Raw genomic sequence first — 23,505 nt, 5'->3', positions numbered from 1 at the left:
AAATAACTATCATAAATTAGTTGATTCGGTCCTACCACTCAAGCCCAGGGACTTATCGTCTACTCTCTCAATTTAGAAAGAAGCCCCTCTTATGAATATTTGAAGCCGGCAAACCTTTGAACACTGCTTCAAATTCATCAACAACCATAGCAAGAAGAAAAACATTATACCCTAATCCACAGATTAATATCTGCGAGTCAGCTCAAGATTATGACATAAAACCTAACAGTCTCAGAAAGAATTTCCTGCTAAACCTCCATGCCTCTACTCACAATCTTCTGCAAGTATCATAAATGCACAACCTATCACATTCCGAGTACATACTCGACAGCAACTGACCATATAATAACTTAATCCATTGTGCGCCTCTCTTGCCTTTGCTTATTCCTTGCAAACCTTACCAAATCAACTTATACTAAACGCATCATATTCTAGGAGGTATTCTCATGAAGAAACTTATCACCCTACTCACCACTTTTCTCATCACGTTCCTTAGCTGGACACCCCTGGCTTACGCCGCCGACCAACCATTTACCGGTGAAATTGTTAGCGTAGGCGTCGTGGGCGACTTAGGGAAGGAGATATGGGATTATGTGGCGGAAAAGGCCGCACAAGAAGAGAGTATCCAAATCAAGGTAGAGTTGCTGACAGACTATAATCAACCAAATGAAGCGGTGAATAATGGTTCTTTAGATTTAAATGCTTTTCAGCATGTTGCCTTTCTCGATGATTGGAATGCAAGTAATAAGGCTACATTAACGAATATTGGCTATACCTTCGTAACCGAGATGGGCATCTTCTCCGACTCCTTAGTGGGCTTGGAAGAGCTAGAAGATGGAGCAAGTGTTGCGATTCCTAATGATCCTACTAATGGCGGACGGGCTTTACTAGCTTTGGAATTAGCTGGTTTGATTGAAGTAGCTGATGAAGCAGGGATTCTTGCTACAGTAGATGACATTACGGCAAACCCCAAGCATTTAGATTTTATTGAAATCGACGCCCACCAGGTGGCGCTTTCCTTGCCAGATGTGGATCTAGGTGTCCTTGGCACTGGCCTTGCAACTGATGCCGGTCTTGCCATTGATGATGCCCTTTTCGTCGATACGGAGGACTTGAGCAAATTAGATCAGGCCTACCGCAACGTTATCGTAAGCCGTGAAGAGGATGCCGAAAACCCTTTATTCTTAAAAGTCGTGGAGCTCTTCCAACAAGAAGACGTCGCAAAAGTCATCAACCAAGCGAGTAACGGTGGCGCCATCCCTGCCTGGAAAGAATAATTGCACAATAAAACAGCCTTTATTGACTCATAAAGTATCAATAAAGGCTGTTTTTTGGTTGTTTATTTCTCTAATACTAAGGTTTCCAAAGTTTGTTCGATTTCTGGGGTCTTTACTCCTGCTTGAATTAAGGCTGCTGCATTATAGCAACCTTCTACCAAGGCTGTATTGTAGATTTGTACTGATTTATCTGTCATTTCAACGGCCATTTCCAAGTTCATCTTGGCACTACCTAAATCATAGAAGGCGAATAACTCTTCGCCTGCATTCTCCTCGATGGCTTGGAAAACTTTATCGAACTCCGTTCCCACTTTGCCGTCACTGGTGCCAGCAGCTACGGTAATGGGGACGTCCTTGGCTACTTCTTCAATGAGACGTTTTAAGCCGTCGCCAATTTCAGCAACATGAGAGACAATTAAGATTCCTCTACTCATCAAATACACCCGCTTTCAGCATGACTTTGAAGAGATAGCCACTGGACATCGCCCCTGGGTCAATATGACCAACAGAACGATCACCTAAGTAGGATGCCCGCCCTTTCTTGGCTCGTAAGGGTTCAGTGGCTTGGACGGCTTCGTCGATAAGCGCTTCACTGATTTCCTGTTTCTGAATTGCTTCTACCACAGGTTCCCAGACGTCTATCATCGTCTTGTCGCCAGTAATCGCTTGGCCCCGTTTCTGAATGCCTTTGAGGCCGGCTTCGATAATCGGAGCAGGTTCTGCTGTTTCTTGGCTAGCTTTGGCCATTTCTAGCATGGCGGTGCCGTACAGGGGACCAGAAGCGCCACCTATTTGGGACATAAAGGTTTTGGCTGCGGTCTTAAAGATATCGCTGACGTTCTCGAAATTCTCTTCATTTAAAGCCTCTTCAAGGGCCACGGCTCCCCGGCTCATATTAAAGCCATGATCGCCGTCACCAATCGGGGTATCCAAATCGCTTAAATAAGCTTTATGCTCTTGCAATTCGCTGGCAAAAGCTTTCAATGCGGTTAAAGTATTGTCTACGGTAAACATAAGTACCTCCTTACCATGCGGCGGTGTCGACTGCTTCATTGAGATAGGCGAGGTAGTCCTCATTAAGTTTGATGAGGGTTAAAGATAGACCTGCCATATCAAGAGATGTCATATAATTCCCCACTTTGGAAAATGCCAGGTCAAGCCCTTCTTCGCTGAGCTTTTGGTGGACATCATTGTAGAAAATGTACTGCTCCATTAAAGGTGTGGCTCCCATGCCGTTGACGAGAATACCGTACTGGTCTCCTGCTTGCCAGTCAAAAGCTTGTTTGAGCTTTTCCAGCATTTCCAAGGCAATGTCATGGGATGACTGCATCTTCTCCCGGCGATAACCTGCTTCCCCGTGAATGCCAACCCCGAACTCCAGCTCATCCTCTTCCAGAACAAAGCCAGGCTTGCCAACTTCAGGCACGGTTGCTCCTGAGAGGGCAACGCCAATAGTCTTAACGTCTTGGACTAGCTGTTCACCTAAGGTAACCAGTTCATCAAGGGTTTTCCCACTGCGGGCTGCAGCACCAAGTATTTTGTGAACGAGGATTGTTCCTGCTACACCGCGTTTGCCCTGGGTAAACTCACTGTCTTCAACGGAAATGTCATCATCGACAATCACCTTGCCTACTTGAATATCATCCATTTCGGCCAAATCCATAGCCATCTCAAAATTCATAATATCCCCTGAGTAGTTCTTAATAATTAAGAGCACGCCTTCGCCTTGATCCACAGCTTTAATCGCTTCATAAACTTGGTCCGATGTTGGGGAGGTAAAAACTTGCCCACAGACCGCTGCTTGCAACATGCCGTCACCTACAAAGCCCGCGTGAGCTGGCTCATGGCCGCTACCCCCACCACTGACGAGTGCCACTTGCTGAGAAATATCTTTCTGCTTAATGACGTTTGTCTCAGGGAGTCGTTCGACAATTTCCTGGTTAGCCAGGGCGATGCCATCAACCATCTGGTCAAGAATTTGATCGGTCGTGTTGATAATCTTCTTCATGAGGTCACCTTCTCTATTAATTTAGTCTTGCTATTATTATTCTAGCTTAAGTTGGGTGCGCTTTCAATTGATATGGATTCTCTGCTTAGGAGGCTATGGCGAGCGCTAGTCTCTTGAGCGGTGGAGGCGGAGAAAATGAGCAGGAAAATGGCTGGGAATTGTCGAAGGATTCGGAGACTTGCGTGGTAGGAAGACACCACGTAAGTGAAAAGCGGTTTGACTATCGTGGTAAGTGTGTACCACGATAGTGGGAGGCACTGTGACTTACGTGGTAGAGGCGCACCACGCAAGTTTCAGGTGGGTTCACTATCGTGGTAAGACTCCACCACGATAGTCAAGGAAGGTCAAACTAAGTTCCGAGCAGATTCTCCGCTATATAAGCCCCACGTGGTTGCAGGCAGAATCTGTCATTAAGATTAGGAAGCCGCGGCCAGTGCCGTGGCATCAACCTTTATCTGATACGCGGAGAGTGCTGGGTGCTGTTGGTTGTCTGAAACTAAAGAAAAGTGGTCAGAAAATCAGCCACAATTTACAGAAGGATTCGGAGACTTGCGTGGTAGGAAGCTACCACGTAAGTGAAAAGCGGTTTGACTACCGTGGTAGGTGTGTACCACGATAGTGGGATGGGCAGTGACTCACGTGGTAGAGACGCACCACGCAAGTTCCAGGTGGGTTCACTATCGTGGTAAGACTCCACCACGTTAGTCAAGGAAGGTCAAACATAGTTCCGAGCAGATTCTCCGCTATATAAGCCCCACGTGGTTGCAGGCAGAATCTGTCATTAAGATTAGGAAGCCGCGGCCAGTGCCGTGGCATCAACCTTTATCCGACCCGGGGTGACTGCTTAACCTGCATCCAGTTCCAGCACAAAAAACGACCAGCACAGTTTTTTCTGTACGGGTCGTTTGAGGATATATTTAGGCTTCGAAGGTGCCTTTGACGAGGATTTCTTGGTCTTTAATCATCACTTGGCCTTTGGCAATAACAGTTTGGATGTCTAACGTCTTTTCATCTAGGAGCAGAATGTCTGCGTCATAATCTGCGCCTATGTGGCCTTTTTGCGATAGTTTTAGAACGCGTGCGACGTTAGATGTTACGGCTGGTAGGGCAACTTCGAGTGGGATGTCACCGTTAAAGACAGCGTCTTTGATGCCGACGATTAAGGCTTTGGCTGAGGCAACACCAATGCGTAGAAAGTTACCATCTTCGTCGAAGCGTGGCAGAGAGCCTTGGCCGTCGGAGGACATGGTGATGTGTTCGGTAGAAACCCCAGCGTCAATCATCTGTTGCAAAATGACGCGGAATGGCAGTTCACCATCGCGTTCATATGCTGTCTCGGGATCTTCGTTGCCAGTCACGTCAATAGTACCACCCATGGCTGCGAATTTGATGCCTTCGTCCACCAGTTCTTGGCTGCGGCCAATGTGGGTTGGGAAGAAGGTGGTAATTGGAATGTCGGTTTCTTCCAGGGCTTGGAAGATGAATTTCAGGCGGTCTTTGCCGGGTCCAACGTGGATATTGACCACGCCGGCTTTACCTGAAAGTAAGCCCCCTACCCGGGCGTCGGCACAGGCGTGAGCGAATTGTTCAAAGGTTGGCGCACCATTACGGTGGTCTGAAATTGCGATTTCACCGACTCCGATGGCTTTGTCGATAACCAGCATATCTTTGATGATTGAGTCGGTTACTGTTTTGACTGGGAGGCGGTAGTTCCCGATATAGACATAGGTTGTCAGGCCTTCGATGTCCAGAGCGTGGGCTTTCGAGATTAAAGCTACATCGTCGCGCCCTTCTCCGTCGGTTCCTAAGAGGCCACAGACGGTTGTAACACCTGCCGTCGTCAAGTCTGATAATTGTACTTCAGGGGTGCGGTTTTGGTAGCCGTTCTCTCCGCCGCCACCGAGTGGGTGGAAATGGCCGTCGATAAAGCCAGGCGAAGCAATACGGCCTTGTCCATCAATTTCTTCAACGTTGAAGGCATTGGTGTCCAGTTCAATGTGATCCTCAACAGCAATTATTTTGTTATTGATGAGGAGTATATCTTTCACTCCGATAGGTTGGGGGTCGTAAACGTTAGCTTGGCGAATAATGGTGATTGCCATAAATTTTCCCTCTTTCTATTGATAACCAAAAGCGATTGCGGCAAGAATTGACATCGAACCGAGAATAAATAGGAAAATCATTAGTCTTCCGGAGAATTTCGCCCAATCAGACCAGTTCACGCGAGCAGCTGCCAAACAACCTACCAGAGACGCAGAAACCGGCGTGAAAGCATCCATGAAGCCTGAGCCTAACTGGAAGGCAAGAATTGCTACTTGGCGACTAACACCAATAATATCAGCTAGCGGTGCCATAATCGGCATGGTCAAGGCTGCTTGGCCAGAGTTGGACGTGATGACTAAATTGAAAAGCGATTGGAAGATATACATGAACCAGGCGCCCAGATAAGTCGGTACATTCTCCAAGGCATTCCCGACGCTATAGAGAATTGTATTCATCGCTGAGAAGGTCCCCGCGTCCGAACCACCGAGTGTCAGAAGAATCCCTTGGGCCATCCCCACAACCACCGCGGTTGGCGCCAAATCTGAAACGCCTGCTTTAAAGGCATAAGCCATCTCATTGACGGTCATCCCGTTTAAATTAAAGATAACCCCAGTGATTCCAGCCGCCAGACCCATGACAAAAAATTGCCCGGCCAATTCTGGCACTGAATAACCTAAACGCATGACGCCATAGACAATCCAAACTAAACCTAGCAGGAGTTCAGCGATAACGAGTTTATGCCCCAGGTTAAATTCGTAGTCTTCAGGACTGCGCTCTTGAGCTAAATTACGGAAATACTGGTCTGTTTGGTAAGATGGTGACAGTTGCGGCTTGGCCTTTATTTTGTTCGCGTAATACATGACGAAGGCACAGGCCAAAGCTGAGATGACAACCCAGAGAAAAATCCGGTAGGCCGCCCCAGATAGCACTGGCAGACCGGCAATCCCTTGAGCAATCGCAATCGAAAATGGCGACATCCAACTCGTGGCATTCCCAATCTGCGAAGCCGCAAAAGTCACTGCCACCGCTGTAATCCCATCATAACCTAAGGCAATGCTAAACGGCGTAATAATCATCAGAAACGGAATAACCTGCTCAGACGCCCCAAAAGTCGCCCCGGCAAAAGAAAACATGAAGAAAATCATCGGCAGGGCGAACTTCTCCGCATTCTTAGCTGAATTAATGAAGGCGTAAATCCCCGCATCAATCGCACCCGTCTTCATAATCATCCCAAAAGATCCCCCGACTACAAGTAGCAAGGCCACTATCCCAACGGCAGATCCTGAACGCGTTCCTCGGACCAGCCCTTCAAAGACATAGTTCAAGAAGCCAAAGCCACCTGATTCCGGCGTACCCCAGATACGCGCTGTTTTGTTCAAGCGAATGGACGTATCATAGATATCGTCGCCATACATGGCATAGAGTTCGTCTTCCGAAAGTCCAATCTCATCCAATGTCTCCAAATCGGTAGCCTCACCGGCTTCCATAAGCGCTGTGAGGTCCTCCATTTTGACCTCTAATTCATCCAGCTTGGCCTCATCTTCTGCGAGGTTACTTAGATTCTGAATGAGCACGTCTTCTTTGAGTGGGTGCATATAGCGAAATGACCCGTCCTCTAGAACAACTCGGGTAATTGTGTTCCCATTCCCTGCATCATAGGTCTGCTCGTGAGTTGTATATTTCCCGGCAGGAATAATAAAGGTCAAGAGCCAACAAATTAAAACAATAAAGAAAATAATGACATAGGTGTCCGGCATCGTAAACTTGCGCTTAAGCGGTGTCTCAGTCATATTCTCCCCTCCTCTTTCTGTAATATATATGAATATACGCTAAAACAGAAGGCTTTACAAGGAAATTTGAAGCTATTTCACAAGTTGGTGAGGTGGGGTTTAGTGAGTAAAGGAGAATTGGGTGGAGGTTGTGGAGATTTAAGGGTGATTATGTAGGGAAATTGGATAAATACAGTGATAGGTAGTGAGTGGTTAGCGATAGGCGAGTGGGCCGTTAAAAGCAGGTTGGGATTTGGAAACGTGCAATAGTGCGACTTTTGTGTTGGTTTAGTGATTGGAGGCGCAGTACTGGCGCAAGTTTTAGGGAAAGGTTGCTGGAAGGTGGAGAGATTGGGAAGGACGCTGATTGGGGATGGGAGCAAACTTACGTGGTAGGTGTGCACCACGATAGCCAAGAAAGGTCAAAGGTGTTCGGGGGCAGATTCTACGCTCTATTAACTCTAGTTGGCTACAAACTAGATTGGAATTATTGATAAGGAAGCCACGGCGAGAGCCGTGGCATCAACCTTTATCAGACCCGGGGTGAGTGATTGACTCGGCTACGTAAAAGGAAACGAAAAAGTTGGTCGGGGATTCTAGAGTTTTTGATAGACTTACGTGGTAGGCATGCGCCACGTAAGTGAAAAGTGGTTTGACTTGCGTGGTAGGATTTACCACGTAAGTGAGAAGGCGGTTGACTGGCGTGGTAGGATTTACCACGTAAGTGAGAAGAGGTTTGACTATCGTGGTAGAAGTCCACCACGATAGTCAAGAAAGGTCACACCTCACCTGCAATCACTCCGCCCTTCCCCTAACCCCACATCCCAGCAGATAACGCTTGTCATTCAAATAAGGAAGCCACGGTCTCCACCGTGGCTTCAACCTTTATTCGATCCACCGGGTGTGCTGGAATCCGAGCGGATGGGCAGTCCACGGAGTACCGCAGGAAAAGTTTCTCCGCCTAGCGCTAAATCTGCAATAAAGCCTTTTGCTATAAGCACATGAAAAAAGCCAAGGCAGAAACCTTGGCTTTCATTTTTTGGGGGTTAATTATTTAATATCTTCCCATTTCCATTCGGTTACTTCTGGCATGTCATTACCGTACTCTTCAACGTATGTGCGGTGCTCTGCCACCCAGTTGTTCATCTCAGCGACGAAGTCTTTTGCTTCATCACCGTAGTGAACGTCCGCCACATGAGCAGCTAAGTGGAAACGGTCCAATTCGCTGAGAACACGCATGTCGAATGGTGTCGTAATCTCACCCTCTTCACGGTAACCATGTGGGTATAGATTATGATTCGTACGTGTAAAGAAGATGTCGCGTAGTAGGCCTTCGTATGAGTGGAAGGCGAAGAAGACTGGTTTGTCTTTGGTGAAGACTGCATCGAATTCTTCATCAGTTAAACCACGTGGGTCAATGTCTGGATGACGCAGTACGAATAAGTCAACCACATTCACAAAGCGAATCTTCAATTCTGGGAAGGCTTTGACTAAGTAGGAAACCGCCGCAATGGCTTCAAAGTTTGGTTCGGTACCTGCTGCAGCAATAACTACGTCTGGCTCTTCGCCGGCTTCTACGGTTGAGGCCCAGTCGATGACTTTGTAGCCTTTATCAACAAGTTCTGCTGCTTCCTCAGCTGAGTAGAATTGTGGACGTGGATGTTTAGACGTCACAATGTAGTTGATTAAGTTCTCTGAACGGAAGGCTTTGTCCATAACTGCTAGCAAGCTGTTGGTGTCAGCTGGCAAGTATGCACGCATGTATTCTGGATGCTTTTCAGAAATGTGTGTTAACAAGCCTGGATCCTGGTGCGTATAACCGTTGTGGTCTTGCTGGAATACCGTTGATGAACTTATTAAGTTCAAGGACTGGTAAGGCTTACGCCAGTCATGCTTAGCAGATTTACGAATCCACTTGAAGTGTTGCGTAATCATTGAATCCACAGTACGGAAGAAGGATTCATAACTTGCAAAAAATCCATGGCGACCCGTTAAGGCATAGGCTTCTAAGAAACCTTGCATTTGGTGCTCAGATAGTTGTGAATCAATGACGCGCCCTGATGGAGACATAAATTCGTCGTATTCCGCCTTGATTGGCTCTAACCATTGACGGTCTGTCGCTTCGAACACTTTATTCAAGCGGTTTGACTTGGTCTCGTCTGGACCGAAGATACGGAAGTTATCAGGGTTTTGTTTCACGATATCCCGGGCAAAGCCACCGAATTCAATCATATCTTGAGCAGTTTTCGAACCTGGTGTGCCGATTTCTAAGGCATAGTCTTGCCAATTTGGTAAGTCTAGGTCTTTTGGATCGATCCCACCATTGGTAATTGGGTTCATCGCCATCCGTTGCTCGCCTTTTGGTGCAAAGTTTTGTAAGGCTTCAACAGGTGCCCCGTTCTCGTCGAACAATTCTTCTGGACGGTATGACTGGAGCCAATCGACTAGTTTGTCTACGTGTTCCATATTGTTGGCATTGACTGGAATTGGCACTTGGTGGGCACGGAAGCTTCCTTCAATGTTGTCGCCTTCCCACTCTTTAGGGCCCATCCAACCTTTCGGTGTGCGGTAAAGAATCACTGGCCAAGCTGGCATTGTTGCTTCTTCGGCAGGATTCTGACGAGCTTCTTCTTGAATCGCCTTAATCTTCTCAATCGCCTTATCTAAAGTTTCAGCCATTTGTGGATGGACCTCTGCTGGGTCCGTTCCTTCCACAATCATTGGGTCCCAGCCCATCCCTTCGAAGTATTTAATTAAGTCTTCGTTGGATTTACGAGCTAGAATAGTTGGGTTAGCAATCTTAGCACCGTTTAAGTAAAGAATTGGTAGAACCGCACCGTCTGTTACTGGGTTAATGAAGCTATTTGAGAACCAACCAGCAGCTAAAGGACCCGTTTCTGCTTCCCCGTCACCCACGACAGTTGCAGCAATGACATCAGGATTATCTAGAATGGCACCTGTTGCGTGAGACAAGGAATAACCTAATTCCCCACCTTCATGAATCGATCCAGGTGTCTCAGGGGCAGCGTGAGAACCAATCCCTCCTGGGAATGAGAAAGTCTTGAAGAATTTCTGCATCCCTTCTTCATCTTGAGTGAACTCTGGGTAACGCTCTGTGTAGCTACCATCTAAATACGAGTTCGTAACCATAACTTGGCCACCGTGACCTGGTCCTTCAATATAGAACATATTCAAGTCATACTTGTTGATAACACGGTTTAAGTGTGCGTAAACGAAGTTCTGCCCAGAAATCGTTCCCCAGTGTCCGATTGGGTTAATTTTCACGTCATCTGCAGAAATTTCGCGTTTCAATAAAGGATTGTCCCGCAAATACATTTGCCCTACAGATAAGTAGTTTGCTGCCCGCCACCAAGCGTCAACAAGTTCTAAGTACTCTTTAGAATCATAGTTCGTCATGAATGTCTCTCCTTTGTGTTGTTATTCACTAACACAAGAATAACGAAATTATTGGCGAATGTCAACCATCTTGTCAAATGTTTTAGAAGTTTTCTAAAGTCTCTCCCTTGCTTAATTTTCCAGATAGATGAAAGGTTTGTAGGATTAACTTTGCTACAGGGACTTCCTTTTGGCTCTCAAACAGACCGCTTGCTGATGCATTCTAAGCTTTGCTACTAGCATTGCGCTTCCTCCGGCGCACACAAAAAGCCGCTAGACTTCAAGCTAGCGACTTTATTTAATATTCAAGATGGTCTCAGCCATTGTATCTGTTGTGACAATGCTATCCATCAATTGCGTCCGCAGGGCCACTTCCACCGCTTCGGCCTTCTGTTCACCGTAGACGACGCCTAAGCGATAAGGAATTTGGCGAATTTCGTCCAAGGTTAAGCCGATGGAGTAGCGGTTAATGTCACTATCTACTTCTTGGCCATCTCGGTCAAAGAAGCGGGAGTTAATGACGCCTACCGCACCTTTAGCCTTTAATTCTGCCACGTCTTCGTCAGTAAGGTAGCCAATCCGGCGCATGTTGCTTTCTAAATCAACGGTGGAGATACCTAGTAAGGCTAAATCGACTTCTTGACTTTCTTGCAGAATACTCTTAATACCGGCATTATTTACCAATTCATCGAAGATGACGTCATTGGATACAAGAGACGGGGCATAAAGGTATTTGGCTTGGCCACGACATTTGATGGCGAAGTCATTGGTCAGTTGATTAGATTGGATATCAAAATCCTGATCACTCATACCGCCAATCAGCGGAATCCATACGGTATCCGTGTGATTAGTATAAGGGAAGCTCTCGGCAACTTTACGAATGGTACGACCCCAGGATACTCCAATTGTCTGGTTTTCTTGTAATAACTTCTCCAAGAATAAGGCGGCTTGCTGGGTGGTAATGCGGTTGGCCTCGTCTTCTTTGAGCTTGAAGGAATCGATAATCATCGCATTGCGCAAATGATACTTCTTCTCTAACTCGCGTTCCAAACGCACGCTATGGACACTGGAGCTGTTAATGACCACTTCGACAATGCCTGATTTCTTAGCATCTATTAGATATTTAGATATGAGGGAGCGGGAGACGCCTCGGGTACGGGCAATCTCGGCTTGGGTCATGCCCTCTTCATAATACATCGATGCGACTTTGACCAATTCATTCTCATTCTGACTCATCTTGTCACCTACATTCTCTATACTCTGTCATTAAACCTATCAAATAAATAAGGCGCTTGCAAGCCTAAACTTACAAGCACCCTCTTTCCCAAAAATTATTTTACAAATGCTTCCTTATACTGGGCGACCACATTCTCCGCTGTAAAGCCAAATTGTGGCACAATTTCACCCGCAGGTCCTGACGCACCGAAGCGGTCAATACCTAAGGTTACTCCGTCTAAGCCGACATAACGTTCCCAACCGAAAGTGGCACCCATCTCAATCGACAGGCGGTTGCGGACTTCTGCTGGTAAGACAGACTCTTTGTAGGCTGCATCTTGCTCGTCGAAGCGGTTTTGCGCTGGCATGGAGACGACCGAAACGTCGATGCCTTCTGCTTTGAGCTGGGCTTGGGCTTCCACCGCTAGGCTAACTTCAGAACCTGTAGCAATAAGGATACCTTCCGGTGTTGCCCCTTCACTTGGTGAAATCACATAGGCACCCTTGGCTACACCCTCATCTGCTTTAGTTTCAGTTCCCTCTAGAACCGGTAAATTCTGGCGAGTTAAGACTAACATCGTTGGTCGGTCCGTCGATTCAACCGCCACTTTCCATGCAGCATTCGTTTCATTCACGTCTGCTGGGCGAATCAAGTTTAAGTTTGGTAAAGCACGGAAGGCAGCTAATTGCTCAATCGGCTCATGCGTTGGACCGTCTTCGCCCACCGCAATCGAATCATGCGTCATAACATACGTAACCGGTAATTGAGATAAGGCAGATAAGCGAACAGCCGCTTTCAAGTAGTCCGTGAAGACGAAGAAGGTTCCGCCGTAGACTTTAGTCCCCCCATGCAGAGCTATACCGTTCATCATGGCTGCCATCGCAAATTCACGTACGCCGAACCAAATATTGCGTCCGCCACGGGTTTCAGGCATAAAATCATCGCTATCTTTAATCATGGTCTTGTTCGAGCCAGATAAGTCTGCCGAACCACCCCATAAGAATGGCACTTGTTCCGCTAAAGCGTTAATCGCCTTCGAGCTAGATTCCCGGCTCGCTTCATCGGAAGCACCTTCAGCTTGGTAGGTTAGTTGACTAGCATACTCTTCGGGCAATTCGCCCTTGAAGCCTGCTTCAAAAGCGGCTGCTTTCTCTGGATACTGAGCCTTATAGTCTTCAAAAAGGGCCGTCCACTCGTCATAAGTTTTTTGGCCACGGTTTGCAACTTTCTCTCGGAACAAGTCATAGGCTTCCTCTGGCACTTCAAAGGCCCCATGACCCCATTCGTAAACTTTCTTCGTTGCTTCCCAATTCTCGAAACCAAGCGGGTTACCATGAGTTGCGGCCGTTCCTTGTTGTGGGGAACCGTAACCAATCACTGTCTTAATTTCGATGAGACTTGGTTTGCCGCCGTTGTTGTCTTTGGCATCTTGGATTGCTTCAGCAATCGCATTTAAGTCGTTACCATCTTCAACGCGTATGTAATTCCATTGCGCTGACTCAAAGCGCCCTTTAATATCTTCATTAAAGGCCATATTCAAATCACCGTCGAGGGAAATATCGTTGGAGTCATACAAGACAATCAATTTATCAAGTTTCTGACGACCTGCATAGGAAATTGCTTCATAGCTGATGCCTTCCATCAAATCCCCATCACCGACTAAAGTATACGTATAGTGATCAATGACCTTATGTTCATCGGTATTGTAAAGGGCTGCCGTGTGTTGCTCAGCCATGGCCATCCCTACAGCTTGGGCAATCCCTTGACCCAACGGTCCCGTTGTTGCTTCCACACCGTCAGTATGCCCCACTTCGGGATGCCCTGGTGTACGGCTACCTGTTTGGCGGAAGTCTTTCAAATCATCAATCGTCACGTCAAAACCACTCATATGCAGTAAACTATAAAGTAAGGCAGAACCATGTCCAGCCGATAAAACAAAACGATCGCGGTTTGGCCACTTAGATTCTTTCGGATTAATATCTAAATGCCCTGCAAATAAGGCGTAAGCCATCGGTGCTGCCCCCAAAGGTAAGCCCGGGTGCCCTGAATTAGCTGCTTCAATTTGTTCAACACTCAACGCTCTCAACGCATTAACGCCTAAGTAATCTTTCTCGTTAAACATAATGTCCTCCTATTTTGTCATATGGCAACAACATTGTTATTTGCCAAAAGTATAGCATAAAAATAAAGCCTTTTCAATCACAATCTCTTTAGGATAAATGCCTGCGATCTTCAAAAGCTCGGTGATCTTCAATCGACTGCGCTACAACTTCTCCGGCTTCCACAGCCAAGCAAAGCCCCGTGTCTCCTGCACTTAAACGATTAAAGGCCTCTTTACCAAAATCAAAACCTAGCATCCGGTCTTCTGCCACCGGATTACCTCCGCGCTGAATATGCCCTAGGACGAAATCGTGGATTCCATAGACCGTTTCATTCTCAATATGCCGCTTGAACTCTGCTGCCGACATAGCCCCTTCAGCAATGATAAACAATTGATAGCTTTTGCCTGCTGCAAATGACATCTCGATAGCTTCACGAACTTGACTCACGCTAAAATCCTCGGTTTTGCTGATGATGCCATCCGCGGCCAAGGCTTTCCCAGTCCATTCGGCCAAATCTCCTGCCCGACGGCCCATCACTTCAATGCCATAAATATGATGATGACTCGCTGCCGACTGCATCATAATATCCACCGTTTCAACTACATTACGAACCGCCGTTTTAAAGCCAAGGGTCAACTCTGTGCGCGAAATATCATTATCAATTGTCGCCGGAATCGCAATTGTATGCACACCCAATTCAGAAAGCTTCAACGCCCCTTGATAAGATCCGTCGCCCCCTATGACAACTAAGCCGTCAAGTTCTTCATTAATGCGTTCTGCTACTTGCTGCTGGACAGCCGAATCTTTAAAGCGTTCTGAACGGGCTGTGCCTAGAAAAGTTCCTCCAATACCGATATGTGGCTTAACATTGGCCGGCGTAAGTGCCTTTGCCTTACCATCAATTAGTCCTTCGTAGCCATCAATGAAACCTACGACTTCAACACCTTGAGTTTCAGCTTCTTCTACAAGTCCATAGATTGCCGCATTCATACCCGGCGCGTCGCCTCCACTTGTAAGTACTCCAATCTTCTTCATACATCTTCCCCTTTCACAAACTTTCTCAGAAACATCATACCATGTTTCGGATAAAAATACAGCGTTTTCATCAATGTTTTGTTGGGGGCTTGAAGATAAAAGAAGGCATGTAATATCAATCGAGAAGGGTTGAGCTCCAGGAATTGTAGGCGAATGTTTTAGAAAACTATGGTCAAGCACTGAACAGTAAGGACTTTTGTATTGGAGTTCAAATGATTACCCATTTCTTTCATGCTGGAGAGAAATTTTTCGGCTAATATTATGAGTTATCTATGAACTGAAATAGGAACGCTTGTTCTCGTGGTCCTTCTCTTGTATAATGATAGCAGAAACAGTAAAATAAAATTACAAGGAGGCGCCAGGGTGACTGACTTGAGTGTATATGAGAAGATCCAGACCTTATCTTTACTGGATGATCGATTTATGAGCGTAGTCTTTGAGAAGAAGGAATTCGCGGCATCTTTTGTTTGTTGTAATCTAAAAAGGGACCACCTTCGGGGTAAATTGCTATTCAAAAAGGGACCACTTGCCATGCCTTTCCATCTATAATAAACGTATTATAGATGGAGGTGCCAAGGAGTGATTCGTATCAATAAAGAATTCGAAGTGATTCACCGTTTTAGAAATGGGGAATCCATTAGGAAAATTAGCAGAGACATGGACATTGATAGAAAAACGATTCGAAGAATAAGGGATCGATACCAAGCAGGTATAGATGCTTTGGATGACGCTCAAAATGAGAAAGAAATCGAAGCAGCAACCGAACAATTAGTCTTAGAAAGAAAATATGATACTTCCAATCGGAAAAAAAGAACCTTTACACCAGAGGTGGAAGCTAGAATGAGCGAATTACTGGAAAAAGAAAGAGAAAAGGATCGAAGGCTAGGACCTCATAAACAAGCACTAACGGCTAAGGCTGTTTATGAAATCCTAGCAGAGGAAGGGTATGCGATTAAATACCGGACAGTCGCTCATTACTGGTCAAAAATGAAAGCGAAAGCTAAAGAGGCTTTTATCAAGCAAAATTATGCATTGGGTGCACGGGTGGAGTTCGATTTTGGAGAGGTCAAATTAGAAATTGAGGGCGTGGTTAAAACCTATTATCTCGCTGTGTGGGCTAGCCCTGCTTCAGATTATTACTGGGCTTACCTCTATACCAACCAGAAAAAAGCTGTCTTTCAGGATGCGCATGTGCGATTTTTTGAAAACCTGGGTGGGGTGTATGCGGAGCTTGTCTATGACAATATGAGAAATGTGGTCACTCGTTTTATTGGGCGTAATGAAAAGGAGCTAAACCCCCAACTCATCCAATTAGCCACTTATTATGGGTTTAATATTAATGTCACCAATTGCTTCAGTGGGAATGAGAAGGGAACAGTAGAGAGTCGTGTAAAGCATGTCAGACAAAACTGTTTCACCAAAAAATATCAATTTCAATCTTTAGATGAAGCTCGCCAGCATTTGGAAGAGTCCTTACGGACTTTGAATCAAGAGAGTCGTTTGGAAGAAGAAAAAGGCCACCTTCTTAAATACCGTCCTCCCTTTGAACTGGCAGAACTTTGTCAGCTCAGCGTCACAAAGTATGCCACGATTCATTATCAGAAGAATCAGTATTCTGTCCCTGACTACTTGGTAGGGAAGCGAGTTCAGATCAAGGCTTATGCCGATTATCTCGTGGTTTATGCCAATGAACAAGAAGTGGCCAGGCATAATAAAATAGAGGGTTCCCATGGGTTTCAGCTTGATATCAGTCACTATATCAAAACCCTCAAGAAGAAACCTGGTGCTCTGGAACACTCGCTGGTTCTTCAACAAACCCCCGGCTTGGAAACACTCTATCATAAATATTATAGCGGACACCCTAAAGAATTCATAGAACAACTTGAGAAATACCATAGCCTCAGTGGAGAGGCTTTGTGCCAGCAATTGGCCTATGATCAGTTGGTGCAACGTGTCACAACGGAAAATGAGGGTGTTCCTAAAAATCAGGAGGCGATTCTTCATCAGACAGAAGCAACGCTCCATCAATTAAATGCTCTCTATGGTTTGGAGGAAAGCTTATGTTAACAATCGCAGAAGCCGCTAATGAACTAAAACTTCCCTATCTGAAGGAAAATTACCAACACCTGCTCCTGGAATATACGAGTCGCGGACTGGATTTGGAAGAAGCCCTCACAGAGATATTGACAGAGGAGGTGGAACAACGTCGAAATCGAAGCTATCAAAGAAGGATTCGACAGGCCAAGTTTAGCCAAAAGAAGTACCTGATGGACTTTGACGAGAAAGTGTTTAAGGAAGGTGTTCGCCAACAACTACGCGAATTAAAGACCCTGAATTTTATTCAAGAGAAACAGAACGTCATTCTTATTGGCAACCCTGGAACAGGGAAGACGCATTTTAGCATTGGTCTTGGCATGGAGGCCTGTCTGCAGAATTATCATGTACAGTTCGTAAATGCCCCAAATCTTGTTATTGAATTAAGAGAGGCCGTCACGCAAAGTCAATTTTATCGCTTCAAACAGCGATTAAATAAGGTCGATCTCTTGATTGTCGATGAATTAGGTTATTTATCCTTTGATGAAGCCGGGGCTGAGCTTCTGTTTAATCTTCTTTCTAATCGGATGGGAAAGGGCTCTACAATGATTACGACGAACCTTACCTTTGATCGCTGGCAGGAATGCTTTAAAGACCCGACCTTAACGGGAGCCCTGGTGGATCGTTTAGCCTTTAAGGCGCATGTTGTGGACATGCGAGGGGAGAGTTATCGGATGAAGCAGACCAGTGCCTGGAAGGAGGCGCAAGCCAGCCAAAAGGAGGTATGAAGCGCTGAGACACTTTCTTCTTAACTAACTTTTCATAAATTAGCCTAAGCCGTTACATTGACCCAAAAGGTGGTCCCTTTTTCAACGGCAAGGTGGTCCCTTTTTCACTTGACATATACATCTTTAATTGAACAAATTTTAGGTCTTGAGAATGTCGTGGTAGATTCAGTCAAAACGCAATACACTTTTACCCATTTAGCTTCACGAAAAGCAGTCCTAGACATTCTCGCTAAGAGCGATGGTAAGTATTATAATATCGAAGTTCATAGAAGTCATAAGAAAGTTTTGGAAAAGGCACGCTACTACTCCTCAAGCATGGACGTTGTGCTTACATCTTCTGTCGGTAAGGATATTCTTCTTCCTGAGGTGATTATCATCTTCATTTGCGAGAAAGATATCTTCAAGCTCGGCTTGGTACAGTATACGATTCAACCGACAATTACGAAACTTTTAGAACCAATCGATATGGGGCAACAGCTCTACATCTTCAATACTGAAGCGGATGACCCAAGTCATCCGCTCTATGATTTGATGGCTATTTCCAAGATAGTAATCCAGATGAAACAAGGTTCGGCCTCATATCAGACTACGTGAGAGATTTAAAAATTGGCAAGGAGGTAAAGCATATGACTGAAGTATATTACGACTGGGAGAAGGAACTCGTTGAAGAAGCTGAGCGAAAAATTTAAATCGAATACTCAAAAATAGCGCTTCAATTGAGCAATTAGACCCAAATTCCTAATCTTTCCGAAGCCTTCAATATCCTTGTGCTATTTAATAAACATTATAAACTTTCGAGAAAACACTAGTCCTTTAACAATCGCTGTTCTTTCCCTTAATTTCCCATAAAAACAACGCACCCCATCGCCTTTTCTGTGGCAGATAGGGTGCGTATTTCTGATGTTTCGTATGAAGCAATCAAGGCATCTCTTTAATTACTTGATGAAGTAAGGCTTACTCAGCAATATCCACGTACTTCAAGTTATAGCGTCCAATCGCATCTGGTTGCATATTCTGAACTTTGTCTTGATGTACAAACATTGATTCCATATAGTAAACCGGGATGACTGGCATATCTGCCATCATTACTGCTTCAGCTTCTTTAAGTAATTCGGTGCGTTTGCCAGCATCTAATTCCTCGCCGGCTTGCTTCATCAGGTCTTGGTATTCCGGACTTTCCCAACCCGTGTCATTATTACCAGTATCGACTGTTGTATACATACCTAAGAAGGAAGCGGCATCGTTGTAATCGGCAGCCCAACCAAGGCGAGCGACTTGATAGTCAAGCATTTGGATTTTGTCTAAGTATACTTGCCATTCGGTATTGTCAATGACTGCATTGATTCCAAGATTTTGTGCCCATTGTTCTTGAACGAATTGGGCAATGGTAGCATGGGCCTCACTGGTGTTAATAGACAAGTTAATGGTCAATTCAGCCGGATCACTCATACCGAGTTCTTCTAAGCCAGCTTGTAAAAACGCTTTGGCTTGTTCAACGTCGCCGTCGGTGAAGTAACCGCGGTCTTCTTCAAAGCCAGTGATGGTTGGTGGCACTAAGCCGGTGGCTGGTTGGTGGTAGCCTTTGGTAATATTGGCTACTAAATCCGCCCGGCTGAAACCTAAGGCTAAAGCTTTGCGGATATTCGCATTCTGCATAACTGGATCGGTGGTGTTGACTTTGTACCAGTAGATGCCGGCGTATGGTTCGGCGGTCATCGTCTCATATTGTTCAAACACTTCGATATTATCTAGGGAAATTGCGCCATATGGTGCACCGAGGAAGTCGATGTCGCCATTCTGGAACATGTTGCTGGCTGTAGCTTCGGATTCAACGATTTGCACATTGACTTGGTCTAAGGCAACGTTGTCTTTGTCCCAGTATTGGTCGTTGCGTACGAGGGTGTAGTCACTGTTGTGATTCCACTCGCTTAAGATAAAAGCGCCGTTGGTAACATAATCTTCGCCTGCTTCACTCGCCCACTGGTCGTCAGCTTCGACGACTTTCTGGTTAACAGGGGCAAAGCTGTAATGGTTGATTAACTCAAGGAAGTAAGCTACAGGTGAATTTAAGGTAACTTCGAAAGTCTTGTCGTCTAAGGCCTTGATACCCACTTCGTCAACAGAACCGCCATTGACGTTATAATCTTCGGCTCCTTTAATCACATAGTAAAGGTTCGCTCTTTGGGATAAAGTCTCAGGATTTAAGACACGCTTCCAAGCAAATTCAAAATCTTGGGCCGTAACAGGGTCACCATTGGACCAAACGGCATTCTCACGAATATGGAAGGTGTAGACCGTACCATCTTCGCTAACATCCCAAGATTCCGCCACTCCTGGAACGACTTCATTATTCTGGTCTATATTAGTTAAATTCTCAAAGACATTGTCAATAATTGAACCAGATGTTGTATCTGTCGACAAACCTGGATCAATTGTTGGTGGTTCGGCATTGGTAACTAAATTCAGTTGCTTCTCCTGGGCATCAACCGATGCGGTCGCGCCAGCAAACACGCTCAAGCCGAGGCTAGCTGTGAGTAATATTTGGACTAGTTTCTTCATGTTATTCTTCCTCTCTTATTAGAAAACTTCCGCCGTCAAATCCTTTAAAATCGCGAGAACAAGCTGAATCGCATGTTGGTAATCAGCGAAATGAACAAAGCCATAGTGGGTATGGGCGTAGCGGACAGGGATTCCTACAACAATCGTTGGAATGCCTTGGTTAGCCAAGTGATAGGCACTTCCGTTGGTGCCGCCTCCTTTACGCACCGATGTTTGCATTGGAATATTATACTTTTCAGCAATATCCATCGCAAAAGCTTGGAAGCCAGGATGGGTAATCATCGACACATCGAAATGGCGTAACATTGGCCCTTTGCCTAAGGCCGATTGAATCTTATATGTGGGGGTAAAGGTATCATCAGCTGGACACCCTTCAAAAACAATCGCAATATCCGCCGAAATTTGATTGGCGGCAACGGTTGCCCCTCTCAAGCCTACTTCTTCTTGAGTGGTAAGCACTGCCTCTAAATCAAGCGCTGGGTTGGGTTCGCCTTGGACATATTGCTCGAAGGTTTCCAATAAGGCGGCACAGCCAATTCGGCAATCAAAAGCTTTCCCTAGAAGAATTTCCCCGTCGTGTAAGGTTTCAAAGGAAACATCAGGTACAATCGGGTTGCCAATTTCAATGCCTAATGCTTCGGTCGCTGCTTTAGAAGACGTCCCGACATCGATCACTATTTTGTCGAAATCTAAGGGCGCTTTTCGGTCTGCCTCCGTCATAAAGTGCGGTGGTGTGCTGGCGGTAATACCTTTGACAATCCCTTGTTTGCGGGTTTTGATTTGCACGGTGTGAGCGGGCACGTTGTTAATGGCCCAGCCCCCAACTGGCAGGAAGTCCAGCATGCCGTTGTCGTGAATTGCTTGAACAATGAATCCGACCTCATCTAAATGCGCATCGAGCAGAACGTTAAGTTTATTATCCGCTGCTTGGGCTACATCCGGCTTAAGAAAGACGTTACCCATGCGGTCCTGGCGCACATGGGCAAAATCGGCCACATAATCGCTGGCGACTTGAGCTACATCTGTTTCAAAGCCAGAGACGCCAAAAGCATTGGATAAATCTTGAATCAGTTGAATAGACTTTTGCATAATAAATCCTTTCTGTGGGATAAATCTCGTCAAGCTTAACTTGGTGAGATGATTGCACGAGTACTTATATCGTGGTAGGTATCCTGGCAAGTAAAAGCCCCTATGGCTAAACCCCTTTACTTACTTGTCAAAGCAAAGTCATAGGTAATATGACAGTCATATGTTGGCAAACGGCCGACCAGGTCGCGATGTCGCGCCGGGCCGGCCGTTAAATGCGCTATGCTTCTACCAATTTTTGGGCTTCGACCCAGCGCTGAATCTGCTCGTCAGTACCCAGAACATAGTGTCCTGGTGAAACTTCATGCTGGCTGAGAACGCCATTTGCCACTTCGTGTTGGTAAGGAATCCGAACACGTTTGCTCTCAGATAGCGGATCAGGTTGGGGTACCGCAGATAAGAGCGATAAGGTGTATGGGTGCACCGGATGGTTGTAGATTTCATCGGCTTCACCCATTTCAACAATTTTACCACCATACATAACAGCGATACGATCACTGATGTATTTCACCATGGATAAGTCGTGGGCGATGAAGAGATAGGTCAAGTTCTGATCTTTTTGCAGGCTTTTCAGCAAGTTAACCACTTGCGCTTGAATTGAAACGTCCAGGGCCGAAATGGGTTCGTCGGCGATAATGAACTTCGGATCCAAGGCCAAGGCCCGAGCAATCCCAATCCGTTGGCGCTGGCCGCCGGAGAATTCGTGGGCATAACGGTTAGCATGTTCGCGATTTAAGCCAACGGATTCTAATAATTCGCCAATTTTATTCTGGCGTTCTTGGCGGTTTTTGTAGAGGCCATGAATATCGTAGGCCTCGCCGATAATCTCATAGACCGTCATACGCGGATCGAGTGAGGCGTAAGGGTCTTGGAAGATCATTTGAATCTCCCGGGAAATATCCTTGCGGGACATTGATTCAACAGGCTTGCCTTCATAGTAAATTTCTCCGTCGGTACGGTCGTTTAGACCAATAATTGCGCGTCCAGTAGTAGACTTCCCACTACCAGATTCACCAACCAGTCCTAGCACTTCCCCTTCGTAAATATCAAAGCTAATATCATCAACCGCTTTGACTGGGTTCGCTTTTTTGCCAAAATATTGCTTGAGATGCTTGACTTCAAGTAACTTCTTAGGCATGCACCCCACCTCCCGTTTCTTCTAAATAGCGATCAATCCTGCGTTGGATAGTTGCCGGAACCTCCACCGTCGGTGCATCAGGATGTAAGAGCCAAGTCTTGGCATAATGTGTATCTGACACTTGAAAGAAAGGTGGTTCTGCTTCATGGTCGATGGCCATGGCGTAGCGGTTGCGCGGAGCAAAGGCGTCACCTTTAGGCGGATTGATTAAGTTCGGCGGGGCACCAGGAATGGTGTACAGCTCTTCCGTACTGGAACTTTCTAAGTCCGGCATCGAACCGAGGAGTCCCCACGTGTACGGATGCTTTGGATTATAGAAAATATCATTGGCACTACCATATTCGACGATTTGTCCAGCGTACATAACGGCAACCGTGTCCGCCACATTAGCAACAACGCCTAAGTCATGGGTGATGAAGATCATACTGGTCCCAGTTTCGGACTGGATTTCCTTCATCAATTCCAGAATTTGTGCCTGGATGGTCACGTCCAGGGCGGTCGTCGGTTCATCAGCAATTAATAGCTTCGGCTCGGCTGCTAAAGCAATCGCAATGACTACCCGTTGACGCATCCCACCGGAGAATTCATGGGGGTACTGCTCAAAGCGCTCTTCGGGGCGAGGTATACCTACCAAATCCAAGAGTTCGATGGCGCGTTGCTTGGCTGCCTCTTTGGAAACATCTTTATTATGTAAGGTAATCGCTTCGGTAATTTGCTTGCCGATGCGAATAGTCGGATTCAAGGCAGTCATCGGATCTTGGAAGATCATGGCGATGTCATTGCCTCGAATGTGGCTCATTTGGTCTTCATTAAAGGTCAAGAGATCTTGGCCATTAAACCAAATTTCGCCTCGATCATAGGTTCCAGGCGGTTGGGGCACCAGTTGCATAATAGCATTGCTGGTAACCGACTTGCCTGAGCCGGATTCGCCAACAATGGCGAGGGTTTCCCCTTTCTGTAAGGAGAAGCTAACGCCACGCACGGCTTGTACGCGGCCTGCAAAGGTCTTGAAGGAGACGGCTAAGTCCTTCACTTCTAGAATAGGTTCTGTCAT

General features: G+C 46.0%; 17 protein-coding genes. 4 read left to right on the top strand and 13 right to left on the bottom strand.

Annotated features, from left to right (window positions below; translation table 11 throughout):
* The first annotated feature begins 446 nt into the window (after window positions 1-446).
* Window positions 447-1,277, top strand: coding sequence for a MetQ/NlpA family ABC transporter substrate-binding protein (locus CL176_RS01885; protein WP_118989790.1), 831 nt, complete (start codon window positions 447-449; stop codon window positions 1,275-1,277).
* 62 nt (window positions 1,278-1,339) lie between these two features.
* Here CL176_RS01885 and dhaM read toward each other — a convergent pair whose 3' ends face one another.
* From dhaM to CL176_RS01840, 9 genes are all read right to left on the bottom strand, one after another.
* Window positions 1,340-1,711 carry a dihydroxyacetone kinase phosphoryl donor subunit DhaM gene (dhaM, locus tag CL176_RS01880; protein WP_118989789.1) on the bottom strand — a complete coding sequence of 124 codons (372 nt, stop codon included), beginning with the start codon at window positions 1,709-1,711 and terminating at the stop codon, window positions 1,340-1,342.
* Entirely contained in the window at window positions 1,704-2,291 is a 588-nt protein-coding gene (gene dhaL, locus CL176_RS01875) for a dihydroxyacetone kinase subunit DhaL (protein WP_118989788.1), read from the bottom strand. The genes dhaM and dhaL overlap by 8 nt, the downstream gene beginning before the upstream one ends.
* A gap of 10 nt (window positions 2,292-2,301) precedes the next feature.
* Complete coding sequence (gene dhaK, locus CL176_RS01870) at window positions 2,302-3,285, bottom strand: dihydroxyacetone kinase subunit DhaK (RefSeq protein WP_118989787.1); 984 nt, start codon at window positions 3,283-3,285, stop codon at window positions 2,302-2,304.
* Window positions 3,286-4,202: 917 nt separating this feature from the next.
* A complete protein-coding gene (gene iadA / locus CL176_RS01865; protein WP_118991545.1) occupies window positions 4,203-5,381 on the bottom strand; it encodes a beta-aspartyl-peptidase in 1,179 nt (392 codons plus the stop codon).
* 21 nt (window positions 5,382-5,402) lie between these two features.
* Window positions 5,403-7,118: a putative basic amino acid antiporter YfcC gene (gene yfcC, locus CL176_RS01860; RefSeq protein WP_118989786.1), complete on the bottom strand. Its 1,716-nt coding sequence runs from the start codon at window positions 7,116-7,118 to the stop codon at window positions 5,403-5,405.
* A 1,029-nt stretch (window positions 7,119-8,147) separates the two neighbouring features.
* Window positions 8,148-10,514 carry a phosphoketolase family protein gene (locus CL176_RS01855; RefSeq protein WP_118989785.1) on the bottom strand — a complete coding sequence of 789 codons (2,367 nt, stop codon included), beginning with the start codon at window positions 10,512-10,514 and terminating at the stop codon, window positions 8,148-8,150.
* Window positions 10,515-10,787: 273 nt separating this feature from the next.
* Entirely contained in the window at window positions 10,788-11,729 is a 942-nt protein-coding gene (locus CL176_RS01850) for a sugar-binding transcriptional regulator (RefSeq protein WP_118989784.1), read from the bottom strand.
* Window positions 11,730-11,824: 95 nt separating this feature from the next.
* Entirely contained in the window at window positions 11,825-13,831 is a 2,007-nt protein-coding gene (gene tkt / locus CL176_RS01845; RefSeq protein WP_118989783.1) for a transketolase, read from the bottom strand.
* Between the two features lie 88 nt (window positions 13,832-13,919).
* Window positions 13,920-14,846: an ATP-dependent 6-phosphofructokinase gene (locus CL176_RS01840; protein ID WP_118989782.1), complete on the bottom strand. Its 927-nt coding sequence runs from the start codon at window positions 14,844-14,846 to the stop codon at window positions 13,920-13,922.
* A 579-nt stretch (window positions 14,847-15,425) separates the two neighbouring features.
* On the opposite strand from CL176_RS01840, the gene istA reads away from it, so the two are divergent.
* The 3 genes from istA to CL176_RS01820 all read left to right on the top strand — a co-directional run bounded on the left by istA (window position 15,426) and on the right by CL176_RS01820 (window position 18,262).
* Window positions 15,426-16,913, top strand: coding sequence for an IS21 family transposase (istA, locus tag CL176_RS01830; RefSeq protein ID WP_118989686.1), 1,488 nt, complete (start codon window positions 15,426-15,428; stop codon window positions 16,911-16,913).
* Complete coding sequence (gene istB / locus CL176_RS01825) at window positions 16,907-17,668, top strand: IS21-like element helper ATPase IstB (protein ID WP_118989628.1); 762 nt, start codon at window positions 16,907-16,909, stop codon at window positions 17,666-17,668. The genes istA and istB overlap by 7 nt, the downstream gene beginning before the upstream one ends.
* 108 nt (window positions 17,669-17,776) lie before the next feature.
* The gene (locus CL176_RS01820; RefSeq protein WP_118989780.1) at window positions 17,777-18,262 is read left to right on the top strand and encodes a hypothetical protein; all 486 of its coding nucleotides are present in this window, start codon (window positions 17,777-17,779) and stop codon (window positions 18,260-18,262) included.
* Between the two features lie 360 nt (window positions 18,263-18,622).
* Here the strand turns inward: CL176_RS01820 and CL176_RS01815 are convergent, their stop codons facing one another.
* The 4 genes from CL176_RS01815 to CL176_RS01800 all read right to left on the bottom strand — a co-directional run bounded on the left by CL176_RS01815 (window position 18,623) and on the right by CL176_RS01800 (window position 23,505).
* Window positions 18,623-20,227 (bottom strand): peptide ABC transporter substrate-binding protein, encoded by a 1,605-nt coding sequence (locus CL176_RS01815; RefSeq protein ID WP_118989779.1) that lies wholly within the window; start codon window positions 20,225-20,227, stop codon window positions 18,623-18,625.
* Between the two features lie 18 nt (window positions 20,228-20,245).
* The gene (locus tag CL176_RS01810) at window positions 20,246-21,316 is read right to left on the bottom strand and encodes a M42 family metallopeptidase (RefSeq protein WP_118989778.1); all 1,071 of its coding nucleotides are present in this window, start codon (window positions 21,314-21,316) and stop codon (window positions 20,246-20,248) included.
* A 217-nt stretch (window positions 21,317-21,533) separates the two neighbouring features.
* A complete protein-coding gene (locus CL176_RS01805; RefSeq protein WP_118989777.1) occupies window positions 21,534-22,451 on the bottom strand; it encodes an ABC transporter ATP-binding protein in 918 nt (305 codons plus the stop codon).
* The gene (locus CL176_RS01800) at window positions 22,444-23,505 is read right to left on the bottom strand and encodes an ABC transporter ATP-binding protein (RefSeq protein WP_118989776.1); all 1,062 of its coding nucleotides are present in this window, start codon (window positions 23,503-23,505) and stop codon (window positions 22,444-22,446) included. Before CL176_RS01800 ends, CL176_RS01805 begins: the two co-directional genes overlap by 8 nt.

Source organism: Suicoccus acidiformans (assembly GCF_003546865.1).
Taxonomy (GTDB): Bacteria; Bacillota; Bacilli; order Lactobacillales; family Aerococcaceae; genus Suicoccus; species Suicoccus acidiformans.
Note: the sequence above shows the minus strand (reverse complement) of the source record. Positions and strands in the feature narration are given on the sequence as shown.

Coding starts and splice junctions, on each gene's coding strand:
- CL176_RS01885 (WP_118989790.1), top strand. CDS start 447: ATGAAGAAACTTATCACCCTACTCACCACTTTTCTCATCACGTTCCTT.
- dhaM (WP_118989789.1), bottom strand. CDS start 1,711: ATGAGTAGAGGAATCTTAATTGTCTCTCATGTTGCTGAAATTGGCGAC.
- dhaL (WP_118989788.1), bottom strand. CDS start 2,291: ATGTTTACCGTAGACAATACTTTAACCGCATTGAAAGCTTTTGCCAGC.
- dhaK (WP_118989787.1), bottom strand. CDS start 3,285: ATGAAGAAGATTATCAACACGACCGATCAAATTCTTGACCAGATGGTT.
- yfcC (WP_118989786.1), bottom strand. CDS start 7,118: ATGACTGAGACACCGCTTAAGCGCAAGTTTACGATGCCGGACACCTAT.
- CL176_RS01855 (WP_118989785.1), bottom strand. CDS start 10,514: ATGACGAACTATGATTCTAAAGAGTACTTAGAACTTGTTGACGCTTGG.
- CL176_RS01850 (WP_118989784.1), bottom strand. CDS start 11,729: ATGAGTCAGAATGAGAATGAATTGGTCAAAGTCGCATCGATGTATTAT.
- tkt (WP_118989783.1), bottom strand. CDS start 13,831: ATGTTTAACGAGAAAGATTACTTAGGCGTTAATGCGTTGAGAGCGTTG.
- CL176_RS01840 (WP_118989782.1), bottom strand. CDS start 14,846: ATGAAGAAGATTGGAGTACTTACAAGTGGAGGCGACGCGCCGGGTATG.
- istB (WP_118989628.1), top strand. CDS start 16,907: ATGTTAACAATCGCAGAAGCCGCTAATGAACTAAAACTTCCCTATCTG.
- CL176_RS01815 (WP_118989779.1), bottom strand. CDS start 20,227: ATGAAGAAACTAGTCCAAATATTACTCACAGCTAGCCTCGGCTTGAGC.
- CL176_RS01810 (WP_118989778.1), bottom strand. CDS start 21,316: ATGCAAAAGTCTATTCAACTGATTCAAGATTTATCCAATGCTTTTGGC.
- CL176_RS01805 (WP_118989777.1), bottom strand. CDS start 22,451: ATGCCTAAGAAGTTACTTGAAGTCAAGCATCTCAAGCAATATTTTGGC.
- CL176_RS01800 (WP_118989776.1), bottom strand. CDS start 23,505: ATGACAGAACCTATTCTAGAAGTGAAGGACTTAGCCGTCTCCTTCAAG.